General features: G+C 62.2%; 18 protein-coding genes and 1 pseudogene. 12 read left to right on the top strand and 7 right to left on the bottom strand.

Features of this window, described 5'->3' with window-relative positions; genetic code table 11:
- Nucleotides 1-4: 4 nt before the first annotated feature.
- The 7 genes from folE (at nucleotide 5) to katG (ending at nucleotide 10,388) form a co-directional block, all read left to right on the top strand.
- The gene (gene folE, locus J2808_RS07815; protein WP_309814075.1) at nucleotides 5-592 is read left to right on the top strand and encodes a GTP cyclohydrolase I FolE; all 588 of its coding nucleotides are present in this window, start codon (nucleotides 5-7) and stop codon (nucleotides 590-592) included.
- 64 nt (nucleotides 593-656) lie between these two features.
- Complete coding sequence (locus J2808_RS07820) at nucleotides 657-1,973, top strand: molybdopterin molybdotransferase MoeA (RefSeq protein WP_309814077.1); 1,317 nt, start codon at nucleotides 657-659, stop codon at nucleotides 1,971-1,973.
- Nucleotides 1,961-2,806, top strand: coding sequence for a formate dehydrogenase accessory sulfurtransferase FdhD (gene fdhD, locus J2808_RS07825; protein ID WP_309814079.1), 846 nt, complete (start codon nucleotides 1,961-1,963; stop codon nucleotides 2,804-2,806). Before J2808_RS07820 ends, fdhD begins: the two co-directional genes overlap by 13 nt.
- 179 nt (nucleotides 2,807-2,985) lie before the next feature.
- On the top strand, nucleotides 2,986-3,786 hold the full coding sequence (locus tag J2808_RS07830; protein ID WP_309814082.1) for an IclR family transcriptional regulator: 801 nt from the start codon (nucleotides 2,986-2,988) through the stop codon (nucleotides 3,784-3,786).
- Between the two features lie 1,152 nt (nucleotides 3,787-4,938).
- A complete protein-coding gene (locus J2808_RS07835) occupies nucleotides 4,939-6,963 on the top strand; it encodes a BCCT family transporter (protein ID WP_309814083.1) in 2,025 nt (674 codons plus the stop codon).
- Between the two features lie 440 nt (nucleotides 6,964-7,403).
- Nucleotides 7,404-7,688, top strand: coding sequence for a DUF6457 domain-containing protein (locus J2808_RS07840; protein WP_309814086.1), 285 nt, complete (start codon nucleotides 7,404-7,406; stop codon nucleotides 7,686-7,688).
- A 405-nt stretch (nucleotides 7,689-8,093) separates the two neighbouring features.
- Nucleotides 8,094-10,388 (top strand): catalase/peroxidase HPI, encoded by a 2,295-nt coding sequence (katG, locus tag J2808_RS07845; protein WP_309814089.1) that lies wholly within the window; start codon nucleotides 8,094-8,096, stop codon nucleotides 10,386-10,388.
- Between the two features lie 214 nt (nucleotides 10,389-10,602).
- Here katG and J2808_RS07850 read toward each other — a convergent pair whose 3' ends face one another.
- Entirely contained in the window at nucleotides 10,603-11,535 is a 933-nt protein-coding gene (locus J2808_RS07850) for a LysR family transcriptional regulator (protein ID WP_309814091.1), read from the bottom strand.
- Between the two features lie 159 nt (nucleotides 11,536-11,694).
- On the opposite strand from J2808_RS07850, the gene J2808_RS07855 reads away from it, so the two are divergent.
- From J2808_RS07855 to J2808_RS07875, 5 genes and pseudogenes are all read left to right on the top strand, one after another.
- Nucleotides 11,695-12,996, top strand: a complete 1,302-nt coding sequence (locus tag J2808_RS07855) for an aromatic ring-hydroxylating oxygenase subunit alpha (protein WP_309814094.1) — start codon at nucleotides 11,695-11,697, stop codon at nucleotides 12,994-12,996.
- Complete coding sequence (locus J2808_RS07860) at nucleotides 12,993-14,408, top strand: ferredoxin reductase (protein WP_309814097.1); 1,416 nt, start codon at nucleotides 12,993-12,995, stop codon at nucleotides 14,406-14,408. Before J2808_RS07855 ends, J2808_RS07860 begins: the two co-directional genes overlap by 4 nt.
- A gap of 339 nt (nucleotides 14,409-14,747) precedes the next feature.
- Nucleotides 14,748-15,965 carry a formaldehyde dehydrogenase, glutathione-independent gene (gene fdhA / locus J2808_RS07865; RefSeq protein WP_309814101.1) on the top strand — a complete coding sequence of 406 codons (1,218 nt, stop codon included), beginning with the start codon at nucleotides 14,748-14,750 and terminating at the stop codon, nucleotides 15,963-15,965.
- A gap of 321 nt (nucleotides 15,966-16,286) precedes the next feature.
- Entirely contained in the window at nucleotides 16,287-17,414 is a 1,128-nt protein-coding gene (moaA, locus tag J2808_RS07870) for a GTP 3',8-cyclase MoaA (RefSeq protein WP_309814105.1), read from the top strand.
- Between the two features lie 125 nt (nucleotides 17,415-17,539).
- Nucleotides 17,540-18,035, top strand: a pseudogene (locus J2808_RS07875) (recombinase family protein); the annotation flags it as partial.
- A gap of 410 nt (nucleotides 18,036-18,445) precedes the next feature.
- Here J2808_RS07875 and J2808_RS07880 read toward each other — a convergent pair.
- Genes J2808_RS07880 through J2808_RS07905 form a run of 6 tightly spaced genes read right to left on the bottom strand, consistent with a single transcriptional unit; the run spans nucleotide 18,446 to nucleotide 24,958 of the window.
- Nucleotides 18,446-19,807, bottom strand: a complete 1,362-nt coding sequence (locus J2808_RS07880; protein WP_309814107.1) for an alpha/beta hydrolase domain-containing protein — start codon at nucleotides 19,805-19,807, stop codon at nucleotides 18,446-18,448.
- A 52-nt stretch (nucleotides 19,808-19,859) separates the two neighbouring features.
- Nucleotides 19,860-20,663 (bottom strand): ABC transporter ATP-binding protein, encoded by an 804-nt coding sequence (locus J2808_RS07885; RefSeq protein ID WP_309814110.1) that lies wholly within the window; start codon nucleotides 20,661-20,663, stop codon nucleotides 19,860-19,862.
- Nucleotides 20,660-21,517: an ABC transporter ATP-binding protein gene (locus tag J2808_RS07890; protein WP_309814112.1), complete on the bottom strand. Its 858-nt coding sequence runs from the start codon at nucleotides 21,515-21,517 to the stop codon at nucleotides 20,660-20,662. Before J2808_RS07890 ends, J2808_RS07885 begins: the two co-directional genes overlap by 4 nt.
- A 3-nt stretch (nucleotides 21,518-21,520) precedes the next feature.
- Nucleotides 21,521-22,474 carry an ABC transporter permease gene (locus J2808_RS07895; RefSeq protein ID WP_309814114.1) on the bottom strand — a complete coding sequence of 318 codons (954 nt, stop codon included), beginning with the start codon at nucleotides 22,472-22,474 and terminating at the stop codon, nucleotides 21,521-21,523.
- A gap of 3 nt (nucleotides 22,475-22,477) precedes the next feature.
- Nucleotides 22,478-23,359 (bottom strand): ABC transporter permease, encoded by an 882-nt coding sequence (locus J2808_RS07900; RefSeq protein ID WP_309814117.1) that lies wholly within the window; start codon nucleotides 23,357-23,359, stop codon nucleotides 22,478-22,480.
- A 36-nt stretch (nucleotides 23,360-23,395) separates the two neighbouring features.
- The gene (locus J2808_RS07905; protein ID WP_309814119.1) at nucleotides 23,396-24,958 is read right to left on the bottom strand and encodes an ABC transporter substrate-binding protein; all 1,563 of its coding nucleotides are present in this window, start codon (nucleotides 24,956-24,958) and stop codon (nucleotides 23,396-23,398) included.
- Nucleotides 24,959-25,781: the final 823 nt, after the last annotated feature.

Here is a 25,781-nt window from a genome sequence, read left to right on the forward strand (position 1 = left end):
CGACATGACGACGGCAACCGCGTCCAAAGGTGTGGACGGGCCGCGGGTTGAGCAGGCCGTCCGCGAATATCTGCTTGCGATCGGAGAGGACCCGGACAGGCCAGGGCTCGCGGATACGCCCGCCCGGGTAGCCCGGGCGGCAGCGGAGATATTTGGCGGGCTTCATGAGGACCCCCTGGCCGTGCTGGATAAGACCTTTGACCTTGGGCACGGGGAAATGGTCATCGTAAAGGACATCCCCTTCTACTCCACCTGCGAGCACCACCTGGTGCCGTTCCACGGCGTAGCCCACGTTGGCTACATCCCATCGGGTGAGGGTCTCGTCACGGGACTGAGCAAGCTGGCCCGGCTCGTCGATGTCTTTGCACGCAGGCCCCAGGTCCAGGAACGGCTGACAACCCAGGTCGTAGATGCGCTGGTCAGTTCGCTGCGGCCCCTGGGGGCCATTGTGGTAGTTGAGTGCGAGCACCTCTGCATGTCGATGCGCGGTGTCCGCAAGCCCGGGGCCAAGACCATCACGTCCGCCGTCCGCGGGGAGCTCCGTCTGCCGGCGGCCCGGGCTGAGGCGCTCAGCCTGATACACGGGCGCTAAGAAATCTCTGGACACACATCCAGTCCTGCAATCACCTCAAGACAGTCAGAAAGGGGGGCCCACGATGCTCGCTCGTGGAATTGCCACCGGCAGTAGCGGTACGACGTTGTGTCCTACGTGGCACGGTGCCGGGCAACGGGGAACCGCATGGTCCGAAGCCCGCCAGCTTGCCTTCGACTTCCCTGTCCCGCTCCCGCCCGTAAGTGTCCCCCTGGCATTGGCATCAGGCCGCACACTGGCCCGCGACGTCGCAGCACAACAGAACCTCCCCCATTACTCTTCCTCCGCAATGGACGGCTGGGCCGTCAATGGCAGCGGACCTTGGACCCTTTCCGAAGAGCGACGTACCTTGTCACCGGACCATGCCAGCACGATTGCCACCGGCGGACTGGTACCTACAGGCGCAACCTCGATACTCCGCAAGGAAAGCGGCCAGATCACACAGGACGCGGATGGCAAGCTCCTGCTGGCCCTCAATGACCGCGCACAGGCCGGGGAACCACAACTGGGTCAGCACATACGCCATGCCGGTGAAGAAGCGGCGGCGGGCGAAGTACTGATCCCGGCCGGCACCGTTCTAAACCCCGCTCACATTGCCCTCGCCGCCGTGGCTGGCCACGACGAACTCCAGGTCGATGCCAAGCCGTTAGTCGCCATCGTACTGACCGGCGCGGAAGTGGTGTCGGCCGGCATTCCTGCCCCCGGGCAGGTTCGAGACACGTTCGGTCCCCAACTGGGCACCGTCATTTCACTGCTGGGGGGCATCCCTGAAAATCCCCACCGAATCGGGGATTCTTACGACGAGTGGCTATCGGCCCTGGGAAGTTCCGAGGCACCCCCCGGGGAGCAACCGGACGTCATTATTACGACAGGCGGAACCGGCCCGTCCGGCACCGACCACCTCCGTCGCGCCGTGGCCGCGCTCGGTGGGCGAGTGCTGCTGGACGGCATCGCCATGCGCCCAGGCCATCCTGCTGTTCTGGCCGAACTCCCGGACGGTCGGTTCGTCGTCGGACTTCCTGGAAATCCCCTGGCTGCCATGATGGCTCTGACCACGCTGGCAGAACCGTTACTGGCTGCCCTCGGAAACAGGTCCCTGAGAGCCGTTGGACAGGCGATTTCGGGTGCGGACATTGACCCGGACCGGGACCGTACGCGCCTCATTCCCTGCAGAATAATCCATGGTCTGGCGTTCCCCATCTCGCATACAGGCCCCGGCATGATGCGCGGCCTCGCCTGGGCTGACGGCATCATTGCCGTCCCCCCTGGAGGCGCCCAGGCCGGCGAGCCGGTTCCTGTGCTCCACCTCCCCTGGACGACCTCAAAAGAGACCACCGTTGCCGCAAACACCCGAGCACGAGGCACACCATGGCACGCATGACACAGCGCCGGAAGATCCATCGCTTCCATCTGGACGGTTCCGGAACCGAATACCCGGTGCGGTTCAAAGAAGACGTACTGGCCGCTGAGGAGCCCCTGGAAATCCGTGTCGGCGGCCGCTCCTTCGCGGTCACCATGAGGACACCTGGGGACGATTTTGACCTAGTGGCCGGGTTCCTGGTCTCTGAAGGCATCATCCGTTCACAATCCGAGCTGGTCTCCCTGCGCTTCTGCGCCGGCGATGCCGGTGGAGAACAGACGTTTAACGTGATTGAGGCCCAACTGAGGCCGGATGTGGCCATGCCCGACACCATGCGGCATGTCTACACCTCAAGCTCATGCGGCATCTGCGGGACCGACTCAATCGACGCCGTCCGCAAGACCCTCCATTTTGATCCTTCCCAGGACGCACTGCGGGTCCCTGTGGATCTCATCGCAAAACTGCCGGAGCGGCTTCGCGAGGCCCAAGCCTTATTCGACAAGACCGGCGGCGTCCATGCGGCTGGCCTATTCAAGATGGATGGCGCAAACCCGGAGTTGCTTTGTCTTCGGGAAGACGTCGGCCGCCACAATGCTGTGGACAAAGTGGTGGGTTGGGCCCTGCGCCAAGACCTGTTGCCTTTGATCGGCACCGTACTCCAGGTATCGGGGAGGGCTTCCTTCGAGCTTGTCCAGAAGGCGGCCCTGGCCGGCATCCCAGTGTTGTCGGCCGTGAGCGCACCTTCAAGCCTGGCCGCGGACCTCGCTGCCGAAACCGGAGTGACGTTGATTGGGTTCAGCAGGGGGCACAGCTTGAATGTCTACGCTGGCCGAGAGAGGCTAATCCATCCGTAACCGTGGGCTTTAGCGGAGTAGACGGGTCCACTGATTGAGCTTGCTCGACCGTGTGAAGGCTGAGGTGCCGGTTAACGAGCCAGCGCCTGAGCCGGTCTAGGATGAAACATGACGAGGTGGCTAGTTCGGCTGGGACTTCCAGGCCTGGGTACTCCGCATGGACAAGGACACGAGGCGACATGGCCGCACGCAACGACCCGGATCGGGGCGTAGACGCACAGGGCGGAGGCGTCCAATCGGTGGACCGTGCCCTCCAGATTCTGGATATCCTCGCCCGTGAGGGTGATGCCGGCGTCAGTGAGATCGCTGAGGAGATGGGTGTCCACAAATCCACAGTATCCCGCCTGGTGGGGTCCTTGGTGGGTCGTGAACTGGTCCGCCAGAACAGCGAACGCGGCAAGTACCAGCTGGGCTTTGGAATCCTGCGATTGGCATCTTCCATCCCAGGCCGATTGAGCGTGGTGCGAGAGGCCGGAGACGTTTTGGAGAGCCTCGCTGCGCGCTACAAGGAAACAGTGAACCTGGCTGTCCTGCGATCGAATTACGCCGTCAACGTGGACCAGGCCATGGGCCCCTCCACGCTCGCAACCTACGACTGGGTCGGCAGTCTGACGCCCCTGCATGCCACGTCGAGCGGGAAGGTTCTGCTTGCTGCCCTTCCGGCCGACGAAAGGGACACCATCCTCAAGACCGTCGGCCTGCCAGCCCGCACTCCGCGGACCGTGACAAATCGTGCGCAACTGGAGAGGCAGCTGCTCGAAGTTTCCCGGCAAGGCTATGCGGTCGTCCGCGAGGAGTTCGAAATCGGCCTGTCAGCGGTCGCAGTTCCCATTTGTAACCATCTTGGCAATGTAATCGCCGCCGTGAGTATCTCCGGCCCCGCGTTCCGGTTCGCTCCGGAAGAGGATCCCGAACTCATCGAAGGGCTCCGCGCGGCTGGACTGTCCATTAGCGCGAAAATGGGCTACAGACGCCGATAAGCCCGATTAACTGGTCGGAATGATGTCCCCTACAACTTCCTGAAGCAAGTGCCAGAAATAGGTTTCGGCGGCTGCTGAGGTGCGCCGTGGTCGAGCAGTGCCCGGATAGCGAGGGCACCGCGCTCCTGGGCGCCGGTCCAGCACCGATGTTGATTATGCGGCCTTAGGCACCCGTTTTAATGCCAGCCGTTGTGCGGCCGAGTTGGTCCCGCAGGTTTAAGGACATTGCCGGGCCGTTCAAGGGGGGATCTGCCGGCAACGGGCGCCCGTGGCAATGACGATCCGGTCAGCCGTGACTGATTGTCCATCTGCCAGATGGATCGTCCGGTCTCCGCGCCCAAACCGACAGCACCGACGTCCGGAATCCACTCTGCCTAAAGGCCGTCATCCTCTGTTTCCAAAAAGGGTCCTCAGTCGTAATTGAGCCGGGAGGAAGTCCGTTGATGAGGATCAGCCGTCCGACGAAACCCTGGGCACGGGCAGCCCGAGTGCCGGGAGACCGGCGAGGGATGTTCCAGCCACAGCAAGCGTCTCCATACCTCACCTTCAAGTGCTTCTTACGCAACGGTAGTCGCGATATGCAACAGCGTGACGTATCCCACGTTGTGTGTCAAGGTTCACTTCAAATCAGCGAAAACTCTTGACATCCGTTTTTATCAGGGGCAATCTGTTGCTTAGTGCGATTAGCGTTGAGTCATGCGGAACGATTCCGTCCTACACCCACTTGGCGCGTACTTAATCCCTGAACATAAAGAGGTGCCCCATGCACAAGGCCTGCCCGCTCATCGGATTTGCTCCCGGGGAGACGCCACGGCTCGATACTGCTCCGCCAAACGCCGTCTTCCGCACTTAAGCCGGCGAGGTCTTCGCCATCGACGACACGTGCACACACCACGATTCCTCATTGGCTGACGGCTACGCAGAGGACTGCTGGGTCGAGTGGCTAACTTCACGCATCCAACGTCAACCTCCGCACCGGAGCCTTCGATGCACCCCGGCCAAACTGCCGGTACGCACCCACGTTGTGCAAAATTGTCGACGGCAACATCATGATCATCGAATCGGACGAGGCCCCCAACCTTCCGCCCGGTCTGACTCCCGAGGGCCGTGTCTAACCGCAGCCCCATGCCTCACCGAGCAAAGGACCCGCTCATGACCTTTAATAGTGACCTAAAATCCCATACACCCGAGGAGCTGCCTGCTGACAACGGGGGGGCACAGGCTCCGCGTAACGAAGAATCTGGAACTGGGGAGAAGAGTAAAGCAGTCTCCACTGTCACCGAGGATGTAGACACCAACCCCGCTGTCCTGGATCCGGAAGACGGAGGCACAGCCATCTTGCCAGATGTCGAAGAGTACGAGCAGATCCTCGAAGAGCTGCGTCATGCCAAGACCGAGCAAGCGGTTGCGGATCGCCGGAACCATAAGCTCATTCTCGACAAAGTCACGTTCGGGATCACAGGCGTCATCGCCATTGCCTTTGTTATCTGGGGCTTCGTGGGACGCGACAGTCTGTCCGACACTTCCACGGGTGCCCTGAACTGGGTCATGGAGTACACCGGATGGCTCTTCATGCTCATGGCCTCGCTCTTTGTGATCTTCGTCCTGTGGCTGGCCCTGGGCAAGTTCGGCAACATCCCGCTGGGCAAGGACGGCGAAAAGCCCGAATTCCGTACTGTCTCCTGGGTCGCGATGATGTTCGCCGCCGGCATGGGCATCGGGCTGATGTTCTATGGCGTGGCCGAACCGCTCTACCACTACATCTCTCCCCCGCCCGGCACGGTGGACGGACGGACCCCCGAAGCCATCCAGACTGCCATGGCCACCTCGATCTTCCACTGGACCCTGCACCCCTGGGCCATGTATGCAGTTGTCGGCATCGCAATGGCCTACGGGACCTACCGCCTGGGTCGCAGGCAACTGATCTCTGTCGCCTTCACGTCGCTCTTCGGCGTCAGGAGGGTCGAAGGGCCAATCGGGAAGTTCATCAACATCCTTGCCATTTTCGCCACCCTGTTTGGTACCGCTGCATCGTTGGGCCTGGGCGCCCTGCAGATTGGCAGCGGGATGACCTCCAACGGCTGGTTCGGCGAAATCGGCACCCCCGTGCTCGTGGTGATCGTCGCCATCTTGACCTTATGCTTCGTCGCTTCGGCCGTCTCCGGCATCAGCCGCGGCATCCAGTGGCTGTCCAACATCAACATGGTCCTGGCCGTCGTCCTTGCACTGATCGTCTTCATCGCCGGCCCCACCCTGTTCATCCTTAACTTGATCCCCTCCGCGGTCGGCGACTACGCCCGCGACCTGGCCGAGATGTCGTCCCGGACTGAAGCGGTCGGCGATGAGTCACTGCGTAGCTGGATGACCAGCTGGACTATCTTCTACTGGGCATGGTGGATCTCCTGGACGCCGTTCGTAGGACTTTTCATCGCCCGCATCAGCCGTGGACGCACCATCCGCCAGTTCGTCACCGGTGTGCTGCTGGTGCCCAGCGTCGTCAGCGTGATCTGGTTTGCCGTATTCGGCGGCGCCGCCTTCCAAATCCAGCAGGCAGCCGACAAGGCCAATACCCCCGGCCTGGTCACCATGGTCAACGGGACGCCGTCCGTCAACTTCGACGGAGCACTCTTCGACCTCATCAAGAACCTGGGCATGCCTGGCTGGGCTACCGCTGCCGTTATCGTCCTGGCCATGGTTTTGGTCGCTATCTTCTTTATCACTGGCGCCGACGCGGCCTCCATCGTGATGGGATCGCTCAGTTCCAATGGCGCCGAGCACCCCCGCCGCGGAGTGGTCATCTTCTGGGGCTCCCTCACCGGCGCCGTGGCGGCGGTCATGTTGCTGGCCGGCGGCAATGAACCATCGGAAGCCTTGGCTGGCCTGCAACGAATCACCATCGTGGCAGCGCTACCGTTCGTCATCGTCATGATGTTGCTCTGCTTTGCCCTCACCAAGGACCTGCGTCGCGATCCCCTCTCCTTGCGGCGTCGCTTGGCCACGTCCGTAGTGGAGCGGGCCATACGCACTGGCGTGGAACAACACGGCGGAGTGCAGTTCGACCTCGTAACAAAGCACGACTGCGCCGAAAAGTGCCCCGACTCGGACTGTCTGGGAGGGACTCCCACGGGGAGCATCCCAACCGTCGAGCCCCGGCGTGCGGACCCGGACAGTAAATAGCTGCGCACCTGAAGTAGCAACCCAGCTAGGCGGCACGCGGCTTGTTTCGGCCCGTGCCGCCTAGTCACACCCACCTCCAACGCATAGCAAAGGTTATCTACATGTCCCAGCACCACGACCAAGAACAGATTCTCCGGGTTAGCAGCGAAGGGAAGGAGTTCGTGAATATCCAGTTGGACTCCTCAAGTCCAGTGACTGTTCGACTGCAGCTGGATGGCGGCTGCAATTGCCGACACGACAACGGAAACCGCCCCGGCTCCTATGTTGACAGTGACCTCGGTTCCCGCTGACTGCGGCGGCGTCCCGCGCCCTGAATAGGAACCCTTCGTGCCATGGCCGTAGTTGCGACAACCTGTGCGTCTTTTGGGTATTCCGGATGGAGTCCCTGTTCGCCCGACTAACCGTTTGGCCACGGTGATTATCCCGAGGTAAGGAACCATATGCCGACCAGCGACGAAGAATTACAAATATTGAATAAATGGAGCCAGGATCTGGCTCAAGCGCTCCAGATCCCTGACTTGCCCATCGACCATGAAATACTGCTCGATCTGGCCCGGAAGTCAGCGGACGCAATTACCCACGCCGCTGCGCCGGTCACAGCCTTCCTGGTCGGATACGCAGCTGGCTCGCGGGGATTGGATGCCTCCGACTCTCTCGCCAGCACCGCCGGCGTCGCGTCCACCCTGTGCGACAGCCACAATAGACGACATCACACAGGGGAATAACACGGCGTCGCCCTTGGGTGGGTGCTGCGCATCGTCTCTGCTTGTAGAAGTCACCCACCGCGAAGTCTCTCCGAGCTAAAAGGGGGTGGATAAGATCCACCCCCTGGGACCTGGACTGCAGGATCGCCATGATAATCAGGCCCCTGGAGCCGTAATGGCGCTCGGCACATTCCTCCTTGGCCGGTCCACTACCGGCACTAATGGATTGACCGGGGGCCGCTCCAAGGAGCCAATCCTGGGCGCCATCGGGTGGCGTACTGTCAACACGAAGGTTCTCGGGGCGTTGGCAACTGGACGCTTTCTTGCCGATGGGGCTCTCCCCCGCTCACCTGCTCCTGGTCAAATAGGAGAGTTGCACCGGCTGTCCGAGTCCGACCGCGGCCTCGGCCATAAGAAAGGAAGCACATGACCGATCCACAGGAAAATCCCCCGGTCCCCACCCCCGGAAGTGCCCAAGGTCTGGATAGCAAGGTTGAGGGCGGATGCCCCGTAGCCCATGGCAGCGTTACCTCGCATGGCAGCGAGAGCGAGAACCCGGCCATCGACTCGCCGCAGCCCAAGGCGCACCGGCCACGGACCGTCGCGGACTGGTGGCCGAACCAGCTCGACCTTTCCGTCCTTCATGCACACAACCAAGCGGGCAACCCGTTGGGTCCCGGGTTTAGCTACCGGGAGGAGTTCCAGAAGCTGGACGTCGAGGCCCTCAAGCAGGACATCGTCGACGTTCTCACCACTTCCCAGGACTGGTGGCCTGCGGACTTCGGCCACTACGGGGGCCTGATGATCCGGCTGAGCTGGCACGCCGCCGGCACGTATCGGGTCCATGATGGCCGCGGCGGTGCGGGGGACGGCAGCCAGCGGTTCGCGCCGCTCAACAGCTGGCCGGACAACGCCAACCTGGACAAAGCCCGGCGGCTGCTGTGGCCGGTGAAGCAGAAGTACGGCCAAAAGCTTTCGTGGGCGGACCTGCTGGTCCTCGCCGGCAATGTCGCCCTTGAGTCGATGGGCTTCAAAACGTTTGGCTTCGCCTTCGGCCGCGAGGACGTGTGGGAGCCCGAGGAGATCTTCTGGGGGCCCGAGGACACCTGGCTCGGCGACGAACGCTATATCGGCGAAGGCCAGATGTCTTCCGAGGTTGGCTCCACGGAGATGGGCCTGATCTACGTCAACCCCGAGGGGCCGATGGGCAATCCGGACCCTCTCGCGGCCGCGGCGTTCATCCGCGAAACCTTCAAGCGCATGGCGATGAACGACGAGGAGACTGTGGCGCTGATCGCCGGCGGCCACACCTTCGGCAAGACCCACGGCGCCGGTGACGCCGACGCACACGTGGGCCCCGAACCGGAGGGCGCCAACCTCGAGGACCAGGGCCTCGGCTGGCTCAGCACGTACGGGTCCGGCAAGGGGGCGGACACGATCACCTCCGGCCTTGACGTCACCTGGACGGACCGGCCCACTCAGTGGAGCAACCGCTTCTTCGAGATCCTGTTTGAGCACGAGTGGGAACTCGTCAAGAGCCCCGCCGGCGCGCACCAGTGGGTGGCCAAGGACGCCGAGGCGATCATCCCGGACGCCCACGATGCCGGGAAGAAGCACCGGCCCACGATGCTCACCACGGACCTGTCGCTGCGCGTCGACCCCGCCTACGGGGAGATCTCGCGGCGTTTTCTGGAGAACCCGGACGAGTTCGCGGTCGCGTTCGCCAAGGCCTGGTACAAGCTGCTGCACCGCGACATGGGCCCCGTCGGTCCCCACCTACTCGGACCCTGGGTTCCGGAGGCCCAGCTGTGGCAAGATCCTGTTCCGGCTCTGGACCACGAACTGATCGACGAGCAGGACATCGCCTCGCTCAAGGCCAAGCTCCTGGACTCCGGCCTGACCGTTGCGCAGCTCGCCGGCACGGCATGGGCATCTGCTGCCACGTACCGCAAGACCGACAAGCGGGGCGGCGCCAACGGGGCCCGGATCCGGCTGGAGCCGCAGCGCAGCTGGGAGGGTAACGAACCCGAGCAGCTTTCGACGGCGGTGCAGGCGATTGAGCGAGTGCAGGAAGGGTTCAACTCCGGCCAGACCGGGGGCAAGAAGGTTTCGCTCGCCGACCTGATCGTCCTGGGTGGCGCTGCCGCGGTGGAGAAGGCAGCGGCCGACGCCGGGGTCCCCGTCACAGTGCCGTTCCGCCCCGGCCGCACCGACGCCGCCCAGGAACAGACCGACGTCGAGTCCTTCCAGTACCTGCAGCCGCGCGCGGACGGGTTCCGGAACTACGTGCGCCCAGGCGGGAAGCTCGCCCCGGAGACCCTTCTGCTGGATAAGGCCTACCTGCTGGACCTCTCCGCACCGGAGATGACAGCGCTTGTAGGCGGCATGCGTGCCCTCGGCACCAACGTCGGCGGATCCGCGCACGGTGTCCTCACCGACAGGCCGCAGGTCCTGACGAACGATTTCTTCGTCAACCTGCTCTCCCCCGGCACCAAATGGAAAGCCTCGGAGGCGGAGGAGAACGTCTACCAGATCACCGACGTCGCCACCGGGGAGCTGAAGTGGACGGCCACCCCGGTGGACCTGGTCTTCGGTTCCAACTCCCAGCTCCGGGCGCTGGCGGAGGTCTACGCAAGTGATGACGCCAAGGAGAAGTTCGTCAGCGATTTCGTCGCCGCCTGGGTGAAGGTCATGGAGCTCGACCGCTTCGACCTGAGCTGAGCGAGGCGTCCGTCTAAGCACGAAACGCACTGCAGTCCTCACGACCGACCATCAATGCCCCGCCCTCCTTCTACGGAGGACGGGGCATTTCGTCGTTGCTGTTTGCGATTTGGCGCCGCAGGAGCCTAGTACCGCATCCGACTCGGGCAGCGGCCTCATCCAGGCCGTAGGCAATCTTTGGGCCCCGTCGGCAACGAATCGCGGCCATGCGATTTCAGAGATCGTCTTCGGGGCGGGCGGTGAGGATCCGATTAGCGTTGACCTGCAGGATGCCGAGCGACTCCTGGATCAGCGGCGATGCGATGCTGCCCCTGCGCACCGCAGCGACAATGCGGCGCGCGGGCTTCCCCTTGCCGGTGATGCGCAGTCGAACCACATTTTCGGCACTACGCAGGGGCGCCAGTCGCGGCAGCAGGCCCACGCCCAGCCCCGCACCAACGAAGGCGATCTGGGTTTCCCATTCAACAGCCTCATGGGCAATCCGCGGTGTCACCCCCACTGCCGTGAACGCCGCGGTGAACAGGGAATGGTACGTGGACCCGGCGGCCTCCGTGATCCAGGGTTCCGACGCCAGCTCTTCGAGCGTCACCGTTTCCCGCGATGCCAACCGATGGTCGGAGGGGATGATCACGTCCAGCGGATCGTCGAGCAGGACGGTCTGCTCGAAGCGCGAATCGTCCTCAACATGGGTATCGGACTGCATGGCGACGATGACGGCGAGGTCGATTCGCTCGGCAACCAACAAGTCAAAGCAGCGGGCCGGATTGGCCTCGAGTACCTGCACCTCCAGCAGGGGGCGTGTTGAGCGCAGTGTGGCGGCCAGCGGCGCGAGCAACTGAGCTGCCGCCGTGGAGAATCCGCCGAGGCCAAAACGGGACGGCACCTGGTCGCCGGCCTCCAGGGCCGCGGCGCGCAGGCTCTCCCATTCCGCAATGAGGGTATCCGAGCCCGACACGAGAAAGCGGCCAGTGGCCGTCAGGCGCACACCCCGGCCGTCCTTCGTCAGCAGCTGCATTCCAAGCACGCGCTGGAGCTCCCGCAATTGCGCGGAGACAGCCGAGGGAGAATAACCCGTGAGCTCTGCGGTTGCGCCAACGGTGCCGCACCGTGCAAACACCCTGAGTGTTATTAGACGCGGATCGATCATGCACCCATTGTGCACTGTTATGTCCTAAATGTTGCGCTTTTGCTGCAGGTCGATCGGCCCTAATCTCATGAATACAAGGTTTTTGACCGCGCAGCTCGCCCGACGCAGCCGTGGTCGCCACGAATCGCACACTTACCCACGCCTCCCGGGAGGAACCACATGTCTGCTCCAGTCTTGCCCCTCAAATCACGCGGAAAACTCGCTTCATCATTGCCTGCTGAGCAGCTGGCGGAAATCGCCGGGTTGTTCGAATTCCGGCGCACGGGCTACTCCCTCGATGCCCCTTTCTACACAGACCCGACGATTTTCAAGATCGACATGGAAGCCATTTTTGGCCAGCACTGGATCTTTGCCGGCAGCGTCGCCGAGCTGCCGGAGCCGGGAGACTACGTCACTGTCGATTACGGGCCCTACTCCTTGATCGTGCTGCGCAACGACGATGGCGGCGTTAACGTCCTGCACAATGTGTGCCGCCACCGCGGCGCCCGCGTCCTCACCGAAGCCGCAGGGTCAACAGGAAACCTGGTCTGCGGCTACCACTCCTGGACATACTCTCCCGAAGGTAATCTGATCCATGCTTCCGCGCCGGGGGAAACCAAGTTCGACAAGGGCTGCTTCGGCCTCAAGCGCGCCCACAGCCGCATGGTCGCTGGACTCATCTTCGTCTGCATAGCCGACGAACCGCCGACCGACTTCGATGAAACCTCAAAGATCTTCGAGCCATACCTCGCGCCCCACGATCTGTCGAAGACGAAAGTCGCCTACCAGCAGAACATCATCGAGGAGGGCAACTGGAAGCTCGTCATGGAGAACAACCGTGAGTGCTACCACTGCGACGGGCACCCGGAGCTCGCCTGTTCCCTCTTTCCCACCTGGGGACTGACGGAGGGCCTGATCCCGGCCCATCTCGAAGAAGTGTGGGACCGCAACAAGGAAGCCCAGTCCTCGCTCGAGGAGCGTTGCCGCCGCTATGGCCTTCCCTACGAGGTGGTCGAGGAGCTCGACACGCGCATCGCGGGAATCCGTATCTCACGTGAATCGCTCGACGGAGAGGGCGAATCGTTCTCGCCCGATGGGCGCAGGCTCTCCAAGAAGCTGCTCGGTGACTTGCCGGACTTCCGTCTTGGCCGCTGCTCGATGCACCTGCAGCCCAACAGCTGGTTCCACTTCCAGAGCGACCACGTCATCACGTTCGGCGTCTTCCCCGTCAACGAACACCAGACCCTGGTACGCACCACCTGGCTTGTAGCTGACGACGCTGTGGAAGGCGTCGACTACGATCTGGACAAACTCACCTACACCTGGAAGCAGACCAACCTGCAGGACAAGGCGTTCGTGGAGCTGTGCCAGACGGGCGCCGGCAGCCCCGCCTACGAGCCCGGCCCGTACATGAAGAGCGAGTACCAGGTAGAGGCGTTCATCAACTGGTACGTGCAGCGCGTGCAGGAGCACTTGGCATGATTGAACTCCTCGCTGAGACGGTAGTCCAGGAGCCACAGCGCATTCGCGGTCTTGAGATGCCGTGGAACAGGGTCATGGGCAGCACCGAGGCACCCGCCCGTGCTGCCCGTGCACTGGGCCCCTGGCATCCACAGGAGTTCATGGCCGAATGTGTGGAGACCGTTCCCGAGGCGGGCGGCTTAATGACCTTCGTGTTCCGCCGCTGCGACGGTGCGCCCTTGGCGTTCCGTGCGGGCCAGTATGTGAACGTCGCTTTTCCGGTGAACGGTGAGGACCAGGATCCGGTGGACCGCAGCTATTCGCTGTCCAGTTCCCCGACTGAGCCTTGGACCTTCAACATCAGCGTAAAACGCGACTCCACAGGACTGGTTTCACCGTGGGTGCACGAGAATGTCAAACCCGGCGCTGTGCTCGAGATGCTCGGACCGGTCGGCGCATTCCACTTGCCGGATGCCGACCGGCGGGCGCGGTATCTCTTGCTGGCCGCCGGCGCAGGCATCACCCCCATCATGTCCATGGTGCGGACCATCCACTCCCTGCCCGGACATGCAGATGTTGTGGTGCTCTACCACGGAGCGGAGGCCGGAGGCTTTGCCTTCCACAAGGAGCTGGCCTACATCGCGTCCGTGGACTCGCGCATCAAGGTCTTCTACTCCCTGGGCGACCGCAACAAACCCGAGGGGTGGGAAGGGCTCAGCGGAAGGCTGACGGCAGCCATGCTGGATGAGGTGGCCCCCGATGCCAACGGCCGCCAGGTCTATGCCTGTGGCCCCGAGGGTTACCTGAACACCGCCACCGAGCTCCTGGGGAAGGTCGGCGTCGACGACACCTCCATATACATGGAATTCTTCTCGGGAGATCGTCAGACGCTCCTTGAATACCAGGCGGAGCTCGCGCTCGCAGTGGACATTGCCGAAGAAATCGCCGAGGAAATCGCCGATTCCGCCGAGGACTACTACGAAAGCCAGCCCACAGCGTTCGGGCTCTACGAGCCCGGCTACGACGCCGAAGGTCCCCTCAAGGCCACCGGGTTGCCGCTGGAAACCGTGGACCCGGACGCACCCGATTCCGAAGACGCCGACGGCGGTTCGGCTGCGGGAGCGGAGGCCGCGTCGCCTGATGTTTCCAGCTTCGACACCGTCGGAACGGGAAGCCTCACCCTGTCCTTCATGCGCACTGGCATTAACGTGCGGATCGACCCCACCGAGCACATCCTGGGTCCGGCCCAGCGTGCAGGCGTCAGGATCGGAGCGAACTGCAAGGAAGGCATGTGCGGCTCCTGCAAGGTCGTCAAGCTTTCCGGGGAGGTCGAGATGAACCACCAGGGCGGGATCCGGGCACGGGAAATCGATGCAGGCAAGTTCCTGCCTTGCTGCTCCACAGCGCGGACCGACTTGGTGATCGATGCCTAGCCGCTTCCAGCTGCCCTAGCCGGACAGCATCGGGGATTGATTTCACGGCAAGAAGACAAAAGCGAGAATGCCACGCGTGGCGTATCGCTTGCCCCTTACGTATGCTCGGGCTCCCCCGACCACGTCGTGCCTTCCCGGGACATAGACGCACCAACCGGCTCAAGGGCACGTGCCATCGCCACAGCCGGCCGGCACGCCGTCGTTGCCCCCTAGCGATATGCGCTGCACGTAGCAATTGACCCAACTTGCTTCACGAAAACGGACACAACTACCTCACAGGCAGTCTGACGCGACTCGCCTCACGTGAGGGTTCGATCGCCAACCCATAGGAGCCATTCAATGTCAGGTAACAAAGCCGTTGCATACAAGGCGCCGGGGATCGTGGAAATCATCGATACCCCGTATCCCACCTTTGAACTGCAGGCCGGGCCCGGCGTCAATCCCGTCAATGTCGGCCGTAAGGTCCCGCACGGGGTCATCCTTCGCACCGTGAGCACCAACATCTGCGGCTCGGACCAGCACATGGTCCGTGGCCGCACGACCGCCCCGGCCGGTCTCGTCCTGGGCCACGAGATTACCGGTGAAGTCATCGAGACCGGGCCCGACGTCGAGTTCATCAAGGTCGGGGACATCGTCTCGGTCCCCTTCAACATCTCCTGCGGGCGCTGCCGGAACTGCAAGGAGGGCAAGACCGGGATCTGCCTGAATGTGAACCCGGACCGTCCCGGCTCCGCCTACGGCTATGTCGACATGGGCGGATGGGTCGGCGGGCAGGCGGAATTCGTCCTGGTCCCCTACGCGGACTGGAACCTGTTGCGGTTCCCCGATCGGGAACAGGCCCTGGAAAAGATCATGGACCTGACCATGCTCTCGGACATCCTCCCGACCGGTTTCCACGGGGCCGTCACGGCAGGTGTCGGCGTCGGGTCCACCGTATATGTTGCCGGGGCCGGTCCCGTGGGGCTTGCCGCGGCGGCCAGCGCCCAACTGCTGGGGGCCGCGGTGGTCATCGTGGGGGATCTCAATGAGGATCGCCTGGCCCAGGCCCGATCTTTTGGCTGCGAAACCGTCAATGTGGCCAACGGTGACCCGGCTGACCAGATCGAGCAGCTTCTCGGTGTCCGCGAGGTCGATGCCGGCATCGACGCGGTCGGTTTCGAGGCCCGCGGACACGGAGCCGGTGCCCAGGAGGCGCCGGCCACCGTGCTCAATTCGCTGATGGACCTCACCGCCGCCGGCGGGTCCCTGGGCATTCCAGGCCTATACGTCACCGGGGATCCGGGTGCCGCGGACGAGGCGGCCCAGAAGGGCAGCCTGTCCCTGTCCCTGGGCACCGGCTGGGCCAAGTCCCTCTCCTTCACAACCGGACAGTGCCCGGTGATGAAGTACAACCGGCAGCTGATGATGGCGATCCTGCATGACAGGATCCAGATCGCCGAGGCGGTCAACGCCACGGCCATTTCGCTCCAGGATGCCCCGCGGGGGTACGCGGAATTCGATGCCGGAGCCGCCACGAAGTATGTCCTGAACCCGAACGGCTACCTCAGCAGCAACTAGCTAGAGCGGTCGGGGCACCAACCCGCCTTGGTGGCACGCGGTTTCGCAGCGCGTGCCACCAAGGTATACGGCCCACTCATTAGACAGGTTTTTACATGACCCAGCTCAACGACCAAAACCATGCATTTCGAGTTAGCAGCAACGGGAAGGAATCGGTGGATATCCATTTGGAGTCATCCAGTCCAGTGACCGTTCGGCTGCAGATAGATGGTGGCTGCAATTGCCAGCCCGACACCGAAAACCGCCCCGGTTCGTACATTGACAGTGATCTTGGCATCCGCTGACTGCGGCTGCGACCAGCGCCCTGAATCAGCCTGAACCATGACCGTTCAGCTAGGTATCCCAGCATTGCGCCCCGTCCTCACCGAGAATCAGGAGACCGCTCCGGATCCGCGTCCGCCCGAACTTCCCTCGGCACTACTGGACCGCTTTGGCCGCCAAGCAACGGACATGCGGCTGTCGGTCACGGACAAATGTAACCTTCGCTGCACCTACTGCATGCCGGCAGAGGGCTTGCAATGGCTGCCGAAACAAGCCGTCATGACGGCAGCCGAGATTGAGAGAATCGTCGGCCTGGGCGTCGAGCGTCTGGGTGTGAGGGAACTCCGAATCACCGGCGGAGAACCCCTGGTCCGGACGGACCTCGTGGATATTATCGCCGCCCTGCGGCAGCGCCACCCCCGCCTCCCCATCTCTATGACTACCAACGGCGTCGGGCTTGAGAAGAAGGCGAAGTCGCTCAAGGCGGCGGGGCTAACCAGGGTCAATGTTTCCCTCGACTCCCTGCACGAGGAAATCTTTACACAGTTGACCCGACGCCCATTCCTCGGCCAAGTTCTCGCCGGCGTCGAAGCCGCCCGCGCCGTTGGCCTAGGCCCGGTCAAGATCAACGCAGTGCTGATGCGGGGTATCAATGACCACGGAGCCCCGGGGCTCTTGGCATGGGCTTTGGAGCGAAACTTTGAACTGCGCTTCATCGAACAAATGCCGTTGGACGCCCAACGCGGATGGACCGAACGGGAGATGATTACCGCCCTCGAAATCCGCACACTGCTGTCAGCAGACTTTGTCCTTGACCGGGATCGCCGTCAGCGCGACGGCGCACCAGCCGAACGGTTTGAAGTGCGACGGCGGAACGGGGCTACCGGTGAGGCATCCGGATCTGTTTTGGGGACCGTGGGGATTATCGCGTCCGTCAGCGAACCTTTCTGTGCCGATTGCCGACGAACCCGCATTACCGCTGAGGGAAAGGTCATGAGCTGCCTGTTCTCCCGGGACGAATTCGACCTCTTGGGGCCTTTGCGAGACGGTGCGCATGACGACGAACTGGTGCAGCGCTGGCAGGATGCCATGTGGATGAAACCCCGCGCCCACGGCATGGACCAGACGGGCCTCGGAACAAAAGAGTTTGTGCAGCCAGACCGCAGTATGAGCGCCATCGGAGGCTAAAGAGGCACCACATTTTGAAGGTCTCGTCGCCATATTGGCCGTGGAACGCAGCGTCGGGCGGTCAGGAGGCGCCCATTCCCTGACCGGGGTCATCCCCCGGTGCAGCTTCCTGCGTAACCAGACCGCGCCAGCTCGACGGCCAGGTTCTTGACCGGGTCTTCACGGACAAGGCCTACGGCAGGGACACCGCCAGGCCACAGCTCACGGAAATGCTGCGGTTCGCCCGCGACGGGGACACCGTGGTTGTGCACAGCATGCACCGGCGATGACCTGCGTGCTCTCGTCCAGGGCCTCACGCACAAAGGCGTGCGGGTGGAATTCGTCAAAAAGAGCCTGGTCTTCACCGGAGAGGACTCCCCCATCGCCAACTTCATGCTTGCCGTCATGGGCGCCTTCGCTGAATTCAAACGCTCCCTCATCAGGGAACGCCAACGGGAAGGCATCGCCCTGGCCAAGCAGCGTGGCGCCTACAGAGGGCGGAAAAAGACCCTCACACCGGAACGGGCTGTCGAACTGGTCGAACGCGCCGGCAGCGGTGTTCCTAAAGCCGTCCTGGCCCGCGACTACGGGATCAGCAGGGAGACCGTCTACCAGTACCTGCGCCACGCCAAGCTGGAGTGAATTCCCTTCCCCTAGACACAACCGGCATGCCGTGGCCGAAGCGGAGGTAGCTTGACGGAAGGTCCCTTATCGGCGTTGGAAAATGGGCAGGGGAGTGCCCGCAAAGGGGGCTGTCCGTTCTCATTCCAGATGTCAGTTCTCGCACTGAACGTGGTCAGTGTACGGGTTCTGGACCATTCTCATTTAAGTTGTCAGCGTCCCTTCGCGGCATCGCGTGGCTGGTCGAAGGCTTCCGAACCGCCTGACAACACGAAATGAGAAAGAATCCGGCAGATTTGTCTCATCCAACCTGTCAGTTCCCACGTCGCGACTGACAACTACATCGACAACGGACAGGGGGCTGTGGCGCCCGTATGGGAACGTTGCCTGAACTCAGGACAAAACGTCAAAGCCCTGACCCTCACGGAACGTTAGAAAATGACGCCTTCGGCTGTCCGCCGCAGTTCCTCGGCATCTTCGGACAACAGAAAGCCCTCAGCAAGCATCTGATCAATTACCTGGGCATGGACGCGCCGATATTCATCCGGGGTTCCGTAGATTTCCATCAGAATATCGGAGCTGAGTGGAATCTCGTGGCCGTGGTACCAGGAAGGACGCCCCATTGGTGTGGCTGCTACAAGGGTTGAAAGCGGCGCGTCGGTGTATGTCGTACGCAGGCCTCCAACGGCATTTCCCCATTGATCGCGCACAATCGTGTCCGTCTCGCCCTCCACGGCAAGCAGCTTAGAGGCCGGGGGCATGCTCTGGCCTTCGGACCAGTCCGCGAGCATTTCAAGAAGTGCGTTGGAAACATGCGAGTTGGGAAAGGTTGACCATTTTGCTCCTTCTGGGAGGGGACAGTCACGAAGCCTGTTCTTGTCCCGGTCGCTCATGTGCCGGGTTTCGCGGTGGGCCATTCCGGCGACCTCATAGAGACGGAAGGTGTTGGAGTCCTTGCGGCGATGGCTCAATCCCCGGACTTGGCCGGATACTCCGCATGCCCAGCGAACAGACTGGAACTCGGCCTCTCCCAGGACCTCGATGACAGGCACGTCAATGTCCGGGAGTGCGTCGCCCCCTGACGCCCCTGGAAGGTAGCCGTCGAAAACTGGGCCACCATCTGGTCGTCTGCGTACGTTGTGGTGTCTTTCAATGAAGCGTCGGACCACGCCGCCAGTTTGTGAGATGCCCGCGAAAAGGAGCGTCCTGGCGGCAGCTTCGGGAAGACCTGGCAGTCCGGCACGGAGAGCGGTTGCGACTTGCGCGATAATCTCGAAGGACTGGGGTGTGGCCTGCCACCAGCGCTTCTTGAATTCGTCGTACTGCTGGGCGAGCAGTTCGGGCGTCGGGTTCTCCGTGAAGGGGATGGTGGCGGCGAAATCGCTGGCCAGCTCTCCGTCGATGAATCTCATGTTGGAGTAGCGCTCGGTGTTCGCGCCCTTGATGAGGTCAAGCGCCGACGGTGCCTGGGAGTCAATTTCCACCCACATGTACCCGCCACGCATCAACTGACGGTTGTAGGCGCGCCATACAGATGTCCCGCCCCAGATATGGCTCACTTCAGCAAGGGCGCGCCCGTTGAACTTGCTCATGTCCGCTGGGCGGCGGACGAGAATACGCGTGGCATACTCATGCTCCGCGGCTACGCCTGAGACGAAGTACTCCTCTTGGACGTAGTCGTAGCCGGGCAGCCGGTCCAAGCCGTAGGGCTCAAGGACGACCGCGGCATTATCCGTAGTCTCGGGGATCGGGCCTTGAATCAGGGCGTGTAGGGCCAAGGAAGGTGTGGTCATCTGCTGCATCTCCTGAAAGCTGCTGGTGTGTCTGCGGAACGGATGGGCTGTCTTAGAGGCTGGGTGCGGATTCGAGCAGGATCCGGGTGTAGGGGTTCGACGGCTGAGCGAAGATCCTTCGGGCGGGCCCGGATTCGACGATTTCGCCTTGATAGAGCACTGCCACCTGGTCACTCATGAATTCGACAACCGCCATGTCATGGCTGACGAAGATCATGGACAGGTTCCGTGCTTCCTGGATGTCTTTGAGTAGGTTCAGGACACGGGCCTGGACTGATACGTCCAACGCCGATACCGGTTCATCGGCCACGATCAGTTCTGGTTCGAGGGCGAGGCCGCGGGCGATCGAGATACGCTGTCGCTGACCTCCGGAGAATTCATGTGCAAGCCGGCCAAGCCAGCTTTCCGCGAGTTGAACCTCATCGGCCAGGGCACGAGCGCGTTGGTGGCGGTCTGCCGGGCTGTAGAGGTTCTGGACCCTGAAGGGTTCCTCTAGAAGCTCCTGCAGCGTCATCCTGGGGTTGAGCGAATTGGAGGAGTCCTGGAAAATCATTTGCATTTTGCGGCGGAAGAGCCGAAGTGCCTCCGGCTTTAGCGCGGAGATGTCCTCACCGAGGACGGTGACGGACCCGGAAGTCGGCTTGATGAGTCCGATGGCGATCCTGCCCAGCGTCGACTTACCGGATCCGGATTCGCCAACCAAGCCTAGGACCTGGTTGCGCTCTACTGTCAGCGAGGCATTCTTCACCGCAACGTGCTTGGTCTTCCGGAAGGTTCCGCCGAGCTGGAATTCCTTGGTCACACTGGAGAGTCGCAGGACTTCCCGGGAGGTGTGCTGCTCGGAGTTGTGGTTCATTTCGCCACTGCTTTCGTGAACTCGCTTTTATTGATGACCGGTAGCCGGTCCAGGCGCTGACCAAGGCGTGGTGCCGCCTCAAGGAGGCCTCGGGTGTAGCCTGAGCGCGGACAGGCGATGACGTCAGCGGTTGTCCCTGCCTCCATTTCGTACCCGTCCAGCAGGACGACCACGTCATCGGTGTACTTGGCCACCAAACCGAGGTCATGGCTGATGAGAATCAGGGAAAGACCCAAATCATCGCGAAGTCTCATGAGCAGGTCCAGGATCTGTTTCTGGATGGTGGCATCCAATGCCGTTGTCGGTTCGTCCGCCAGAAGAAGCGCAGGTTCGCAGGAGATGCTCATGGCAATCATGACGCGTTGTCGCATGCCGCCGGAGAGCTGATGGACGTAGGAGCCCATGACGCCCCGCTGGGCCGGGATGCCTACCAGGTCCAGAAGTTCCTGCGCCCGGGACTGGGCTTCGCTTTTGGACAGGCCCAGATGCAGGCGCATGGGGCGGACCATCTGTTCGCCGATGCTCATGGTGGGGTGCAGGGCACTCATTGGTTCCTGAAAGATGAATCCGAGTTCTGGTCCGCTGAGCTTGCGACGCTGAGCTGGTGTGACCTGCAGCAGGTCGTTGCCTTTGTAGAAGACTTCGCCGTCAGCCACAGCAACATCTGGAAGGATGCCCATGATCGCTGACGCTGTCATCGATTTGCCCGACCCCGACTCCCCCACGATGCCCAAGGTGCGGCCGCGTTCCAGGCGGAAGTCCAAGTTGTGTACTACGCGCTGGGGACCGGCCTCGTTGATGATGTCGATGCTGAGTCCGCGGACGTCAAGCAGGACTTGTTCTGTGTTGTTCATGGGTTAGTCCTTGATGTCCAGGCGGATACGGGGATCCAGGAACGCGCAGACGACGTCCACCAGTAGGTTGACGAGCACGAAGATGATTGCGATGAAAAATATGCATCCCTCGATCAGCGGATAATCCCGCCGGTCCACGGCCGTGAGCAGCAGCTTGCCGAGCCCTGGCAGGGAGAACACGTTTTCGGTGACCACGGCTCCTCCCAGGAGGGAGGCCATGGAAAGTCCAACGACGGTCACCACCGGGACCAGGGCTGAGCGGAAGACGTACTGGCCGGTGATGGTGCGCTCGGCCAGGCCTTGGGCACGAGCTGTCGTTACGAATGGCTGGTGCTTGGCGTCAAGAACGCCGTTGCGTGAGTAGCGGAACAGCGTTGCTGCTTCCAGGACGCCAAGCGCCACCGCGGGGAGCGCCATGAACCGCAGGAACTGGCCGAAATCGGTGGTCGGCGGGACGTAGCCGGCAACAGGGAGCCAGCGGAGCATCACGCCGAAGACGAGGACCATAAGTATGGCCAGCCAAAACGTCGGTGTGGCGATTCCCACGGCGGACCCTATCACCATGGCTTTGTCCAGGGAGCGGGACTTTGTGCTGGCGGCGATGGCGCCCAAGAGGGGTCCGATCAACACAGCGACAAGGAGGGCGAGGACTGCGAGTTGGGCGGTAACCCCTGCTGCGGCCAGGACTGAGTCGCTGACCGCCGTGCGCAGGAAAATGGATTCGCCGAAGTCGAAGCGGATCATGCGTCCCAGCCAGGCGATGAACTGCAGCCAAAGCGGGTCGTTCAAGCCCATCTCCTGCCGAAGATTCGCGATGTCGGCCGCGGTTGCTTCCTCCCCGAGGATCACCGCCGCTGGGTCGCCGGGCGTGAGCCTGAGCAGGATGAACAGCATCACCATGGGCACAGCCACTGTTGGGATCAGTGCCAAAAGGCGTTTGAAGATATAGCTGAGCATGAGTCAGTTCCCTGCCTTTGTGGCAACTTTGGCCGGCGACTTGAGCTTGGCGAGCTTGGCGATCCGCCGTGCCCGCGGATCCATCGCGTCTCGAAGACCGTCGCCAAAGAGGATCAGACCGAGCACGGTGACGAGGATGGCCACGCCCGGGAACACGCCTATCCACCAGGCCACGGCAATGTATTTCTGGGCTGCTGAGAGGCTGGCACCCCAGCTCGGTACGTCAGGGGGAAGGCCGATACCTAGAAAGCTCAGCGCGGCGATAGACAGCACAGTTGCGGCAAAACCCATTGTCGCCTGCACAATCAGGACCGACACGGCCTCCGGGGCTACATAGCGGGTCAGGATCCAGCTGTCTTTGGCACCGATGGCCCGGGCGGATTCGACCATCGCTGTTGATTTGACGCTGAGGGCCGCAGAGCGGACAACTCGGGCAATTGGCGGAATGAGCACCACGGTCAGGCCGAAGACCACCGGCCCCAGACCACGGCCCAGAACACCGACCAGGCTCATGACCAGGATGATGTTCGGGAAGGACATCATCCCGTCAATCACCCGCATTACGATAGCGTCAAGCTTGGGAAAATAGCCGCACAGGATGCCGATTACATAGCCGACGACCACGGCCAGGACGGTGCAGAGCCCGGCAATTCCCAGCGCCGTCTGCGCCCCGTAGAGCAAAATGGTCCACATGTCACGGCCGAGGTCGTCGGTTCCCAGGGGGAACTCAGCCCGCGGGGACTTGAGGCGGTTCACCGGGTCAACGAAATTCGGGTCGCCGCCCAAGAGTGGTGCAAGCAGCGCGAGCAGGACGACGACAGTGATGATGCCGGCGCCGATCATTGCCGAAGGGTTCTTCAGCAGCGCTTTGAGGTTGGATTTCATGGTGTCATTTCTTGTGCTCGGGGTGGGTCTAACGAGTTACTTGCCGAGCCAGATGTTGTAGAAGCCGCGGACGGTGCCCTGCGTCGGTTCGAAGCCGCCGACCTGGGCGGCGGTGACTACCAGACGCGGCTCGTGGCCGAGCTTGACGAAGGGCAGGTCATCCCAAATGAGCTGCTGGACCTTGTCCCAGGCTGGCTTACGGGCGGTAAGATCTTCGCCGGCGGTCACGTCGGCCATCAGGGAGGCTTTCTCCTGAGTGTTCCACCAGCCGGGGAAACCATCGTTGAGGAAGACCACCGTGAGGGGATCGGAGTAGGCGGTTCCACCTGCGAGGAAGACGTCCCACTTGGATGAATCGGTGCGTGTGGAGCCAAACGTAGCAGCGTCCAATGCCTGCAGATCAACGGTGAAGCCAACTGATTCCAGTTCTTGCTTCAGCAGTGGCCCGTAGCCGTCAGAGTCAGGCCGGTAGAGGATGCGAATTGGAGTGTTGTCGTACCCGGCGTCTTTGAGCAGCTGTTTGGCTTTTTCCGGGTCCCGGTTCTCATAGATATCTTTGCCTGCCTCCGAAAACCAGGGCGAGTCCTCGGGAAACAGGCTGGAAGTATTGTTGAAGTACTCGGTGCCGCCGAGGTTTTGTGCAGCAATCGCTTCGGGATCGACAGCGTTCAGGACGGCCTGCCGAAGTTTGAGGTCAGTCATAGGCCCTGTTTTGAGATTGAACTGCAGCAGCGAGAAGCCCGCTCCTTCGCTGACCACGGGACGCAGGCCGGGATCGGCCTGGTAGACCGAGAGCTGGTCCATGCTGAGGAATTGCGGGACGACGTGCAGCTGTGAGGTGCGTACCTGGTTCAAAGCATTGGAATCGCTGTAGGGAGTGAATTTGATCGAGTCAGCGTAGGCGGTCTTGGCGCCGGCGGCCCCGTCAGGCTCCTCAGTTCGTGAGGCGTAGCCGTCGAAGCGCGAGATCAGAGCTTGCTGGTCGGTGACAAACGAGTCGAGCTTGTACGGTCCGGTGCAGTCAAGACTGGTCAGGTCCTTGTCGCCGGCAGTCGCCAAGGACGCCGCCGACATAATGTAGGCCCCTGTATCGGGGGTCGCGAGCAGCGCGGGAAGGGCGCCCGTGGGTTCAACCGTGGTGATGCTCACGGTGAGGGCGTCAACGACCGTGACGTCCTTGGCCAGGTCGTTGAACAGCTTTCCGGCGTCAGCGTTACGGTACCGCTCAAGGGAAGCTACAACATCCGCCGCGGTCAGATCCGCGCCGCTGTGCAACTTGACGCTCTTTCGGAGGTGGATCGTGTAAGTTCCGGTCGAGGCGTCGTACTCGTACGCGTCAGCCAACCCATTGGATACCGAGGTGTTGGCGGCGTTGGCGAAGAGTCCCTCGCAAACTGAGGCGGCAACCATCCAGTTGGACCGCGAGGTGGTGACGTAGGGATCGATCATGGCCGGCAGCGAGGCGACCACCAATTCTCCGCCCTTGACAGGGTCGGCACTAGCGCCTGAACCAGTAGCAGGGGAACCGCTACATGCGGAGAGCAGGAGTGCTGCGCTGATCACGGTGCCGATAACGCCGGCGGTGGTCTTGGGGATCACGGCGAAGCCTTTCAAAGAATCCGGGATATTCCGGGTATTGGGATCTAAAAAGCGTATGTCCGTCCAGTGTGACGCGGGCATCATTTACCGCTTAACCGGTAATCGGCGAGGTCAAATTTGCCGCTCCCCTGTGAAGTTCGAAGGACGATCCGAACAACTTCTGGTTGCGGGTTACTTCACCAGGGGACATTAGGGCGCGGGCTGACTGTCCAGGGGCATAGCCCACTATCTGCCGATAGGGGCTTCTGGATCCACGGGAAACCGACGGTAGGTCCAGGATCCAAGGTCAGGTCCGTGGCCGTCTGAGAACTCCTCCGCGTCGGAAACACGGTTGAGGGGCCGGGCAAGAGATAGCATTCCGCGACGTGGAATTCTGCTGAAGACCATGACTACGGTTAGTGCACCTGCTGGAGGCTTCAGCGCGAACCTAGTCGGTTTCTGGTCCTGTGCAGTAAGGGCAGTCGTTAGCGCAGTTAGCCACGTCAGCGACGGTCGAATCCGGGCCCGGCGATACTTCAATGAGCAGGATAGATGACATGATTTCCTCATTCATGGAAAGATCAAAAAATTGCGTTGCCCCGTACTAAGTCCGAGGGGATGGATAGCCGATCACGCGAAAGACGATCCGGGACTTCCGGCTAGAGGCTGGAGAGTATTCGCCCCGCCGAGGAGGCGGGATCAGAGCTGTGGCCTCCGTGAACGGACACCTTGGTTTCTGCTATGTCGTTTGTCAATGGCCATTAGGTTCTGCCCACGGGCGGCCAGTTGATGTGCCCGCTGTGGGCCAGTAAAGCTGCCCGGTGATGGCCAACAGATCTGCCCA

It is taken from the genome of Pseudarthrobacter sulfonivorans, from assembly GCF_031454915.1.
Taxonomy (GTDB): domain Bacteria; phylum Actinomycetota; class Actinomycetes; order Actinomycetales; family Micrococcaceae; genus Arthrobacter; species Arthrobacter sulfonivorans_C.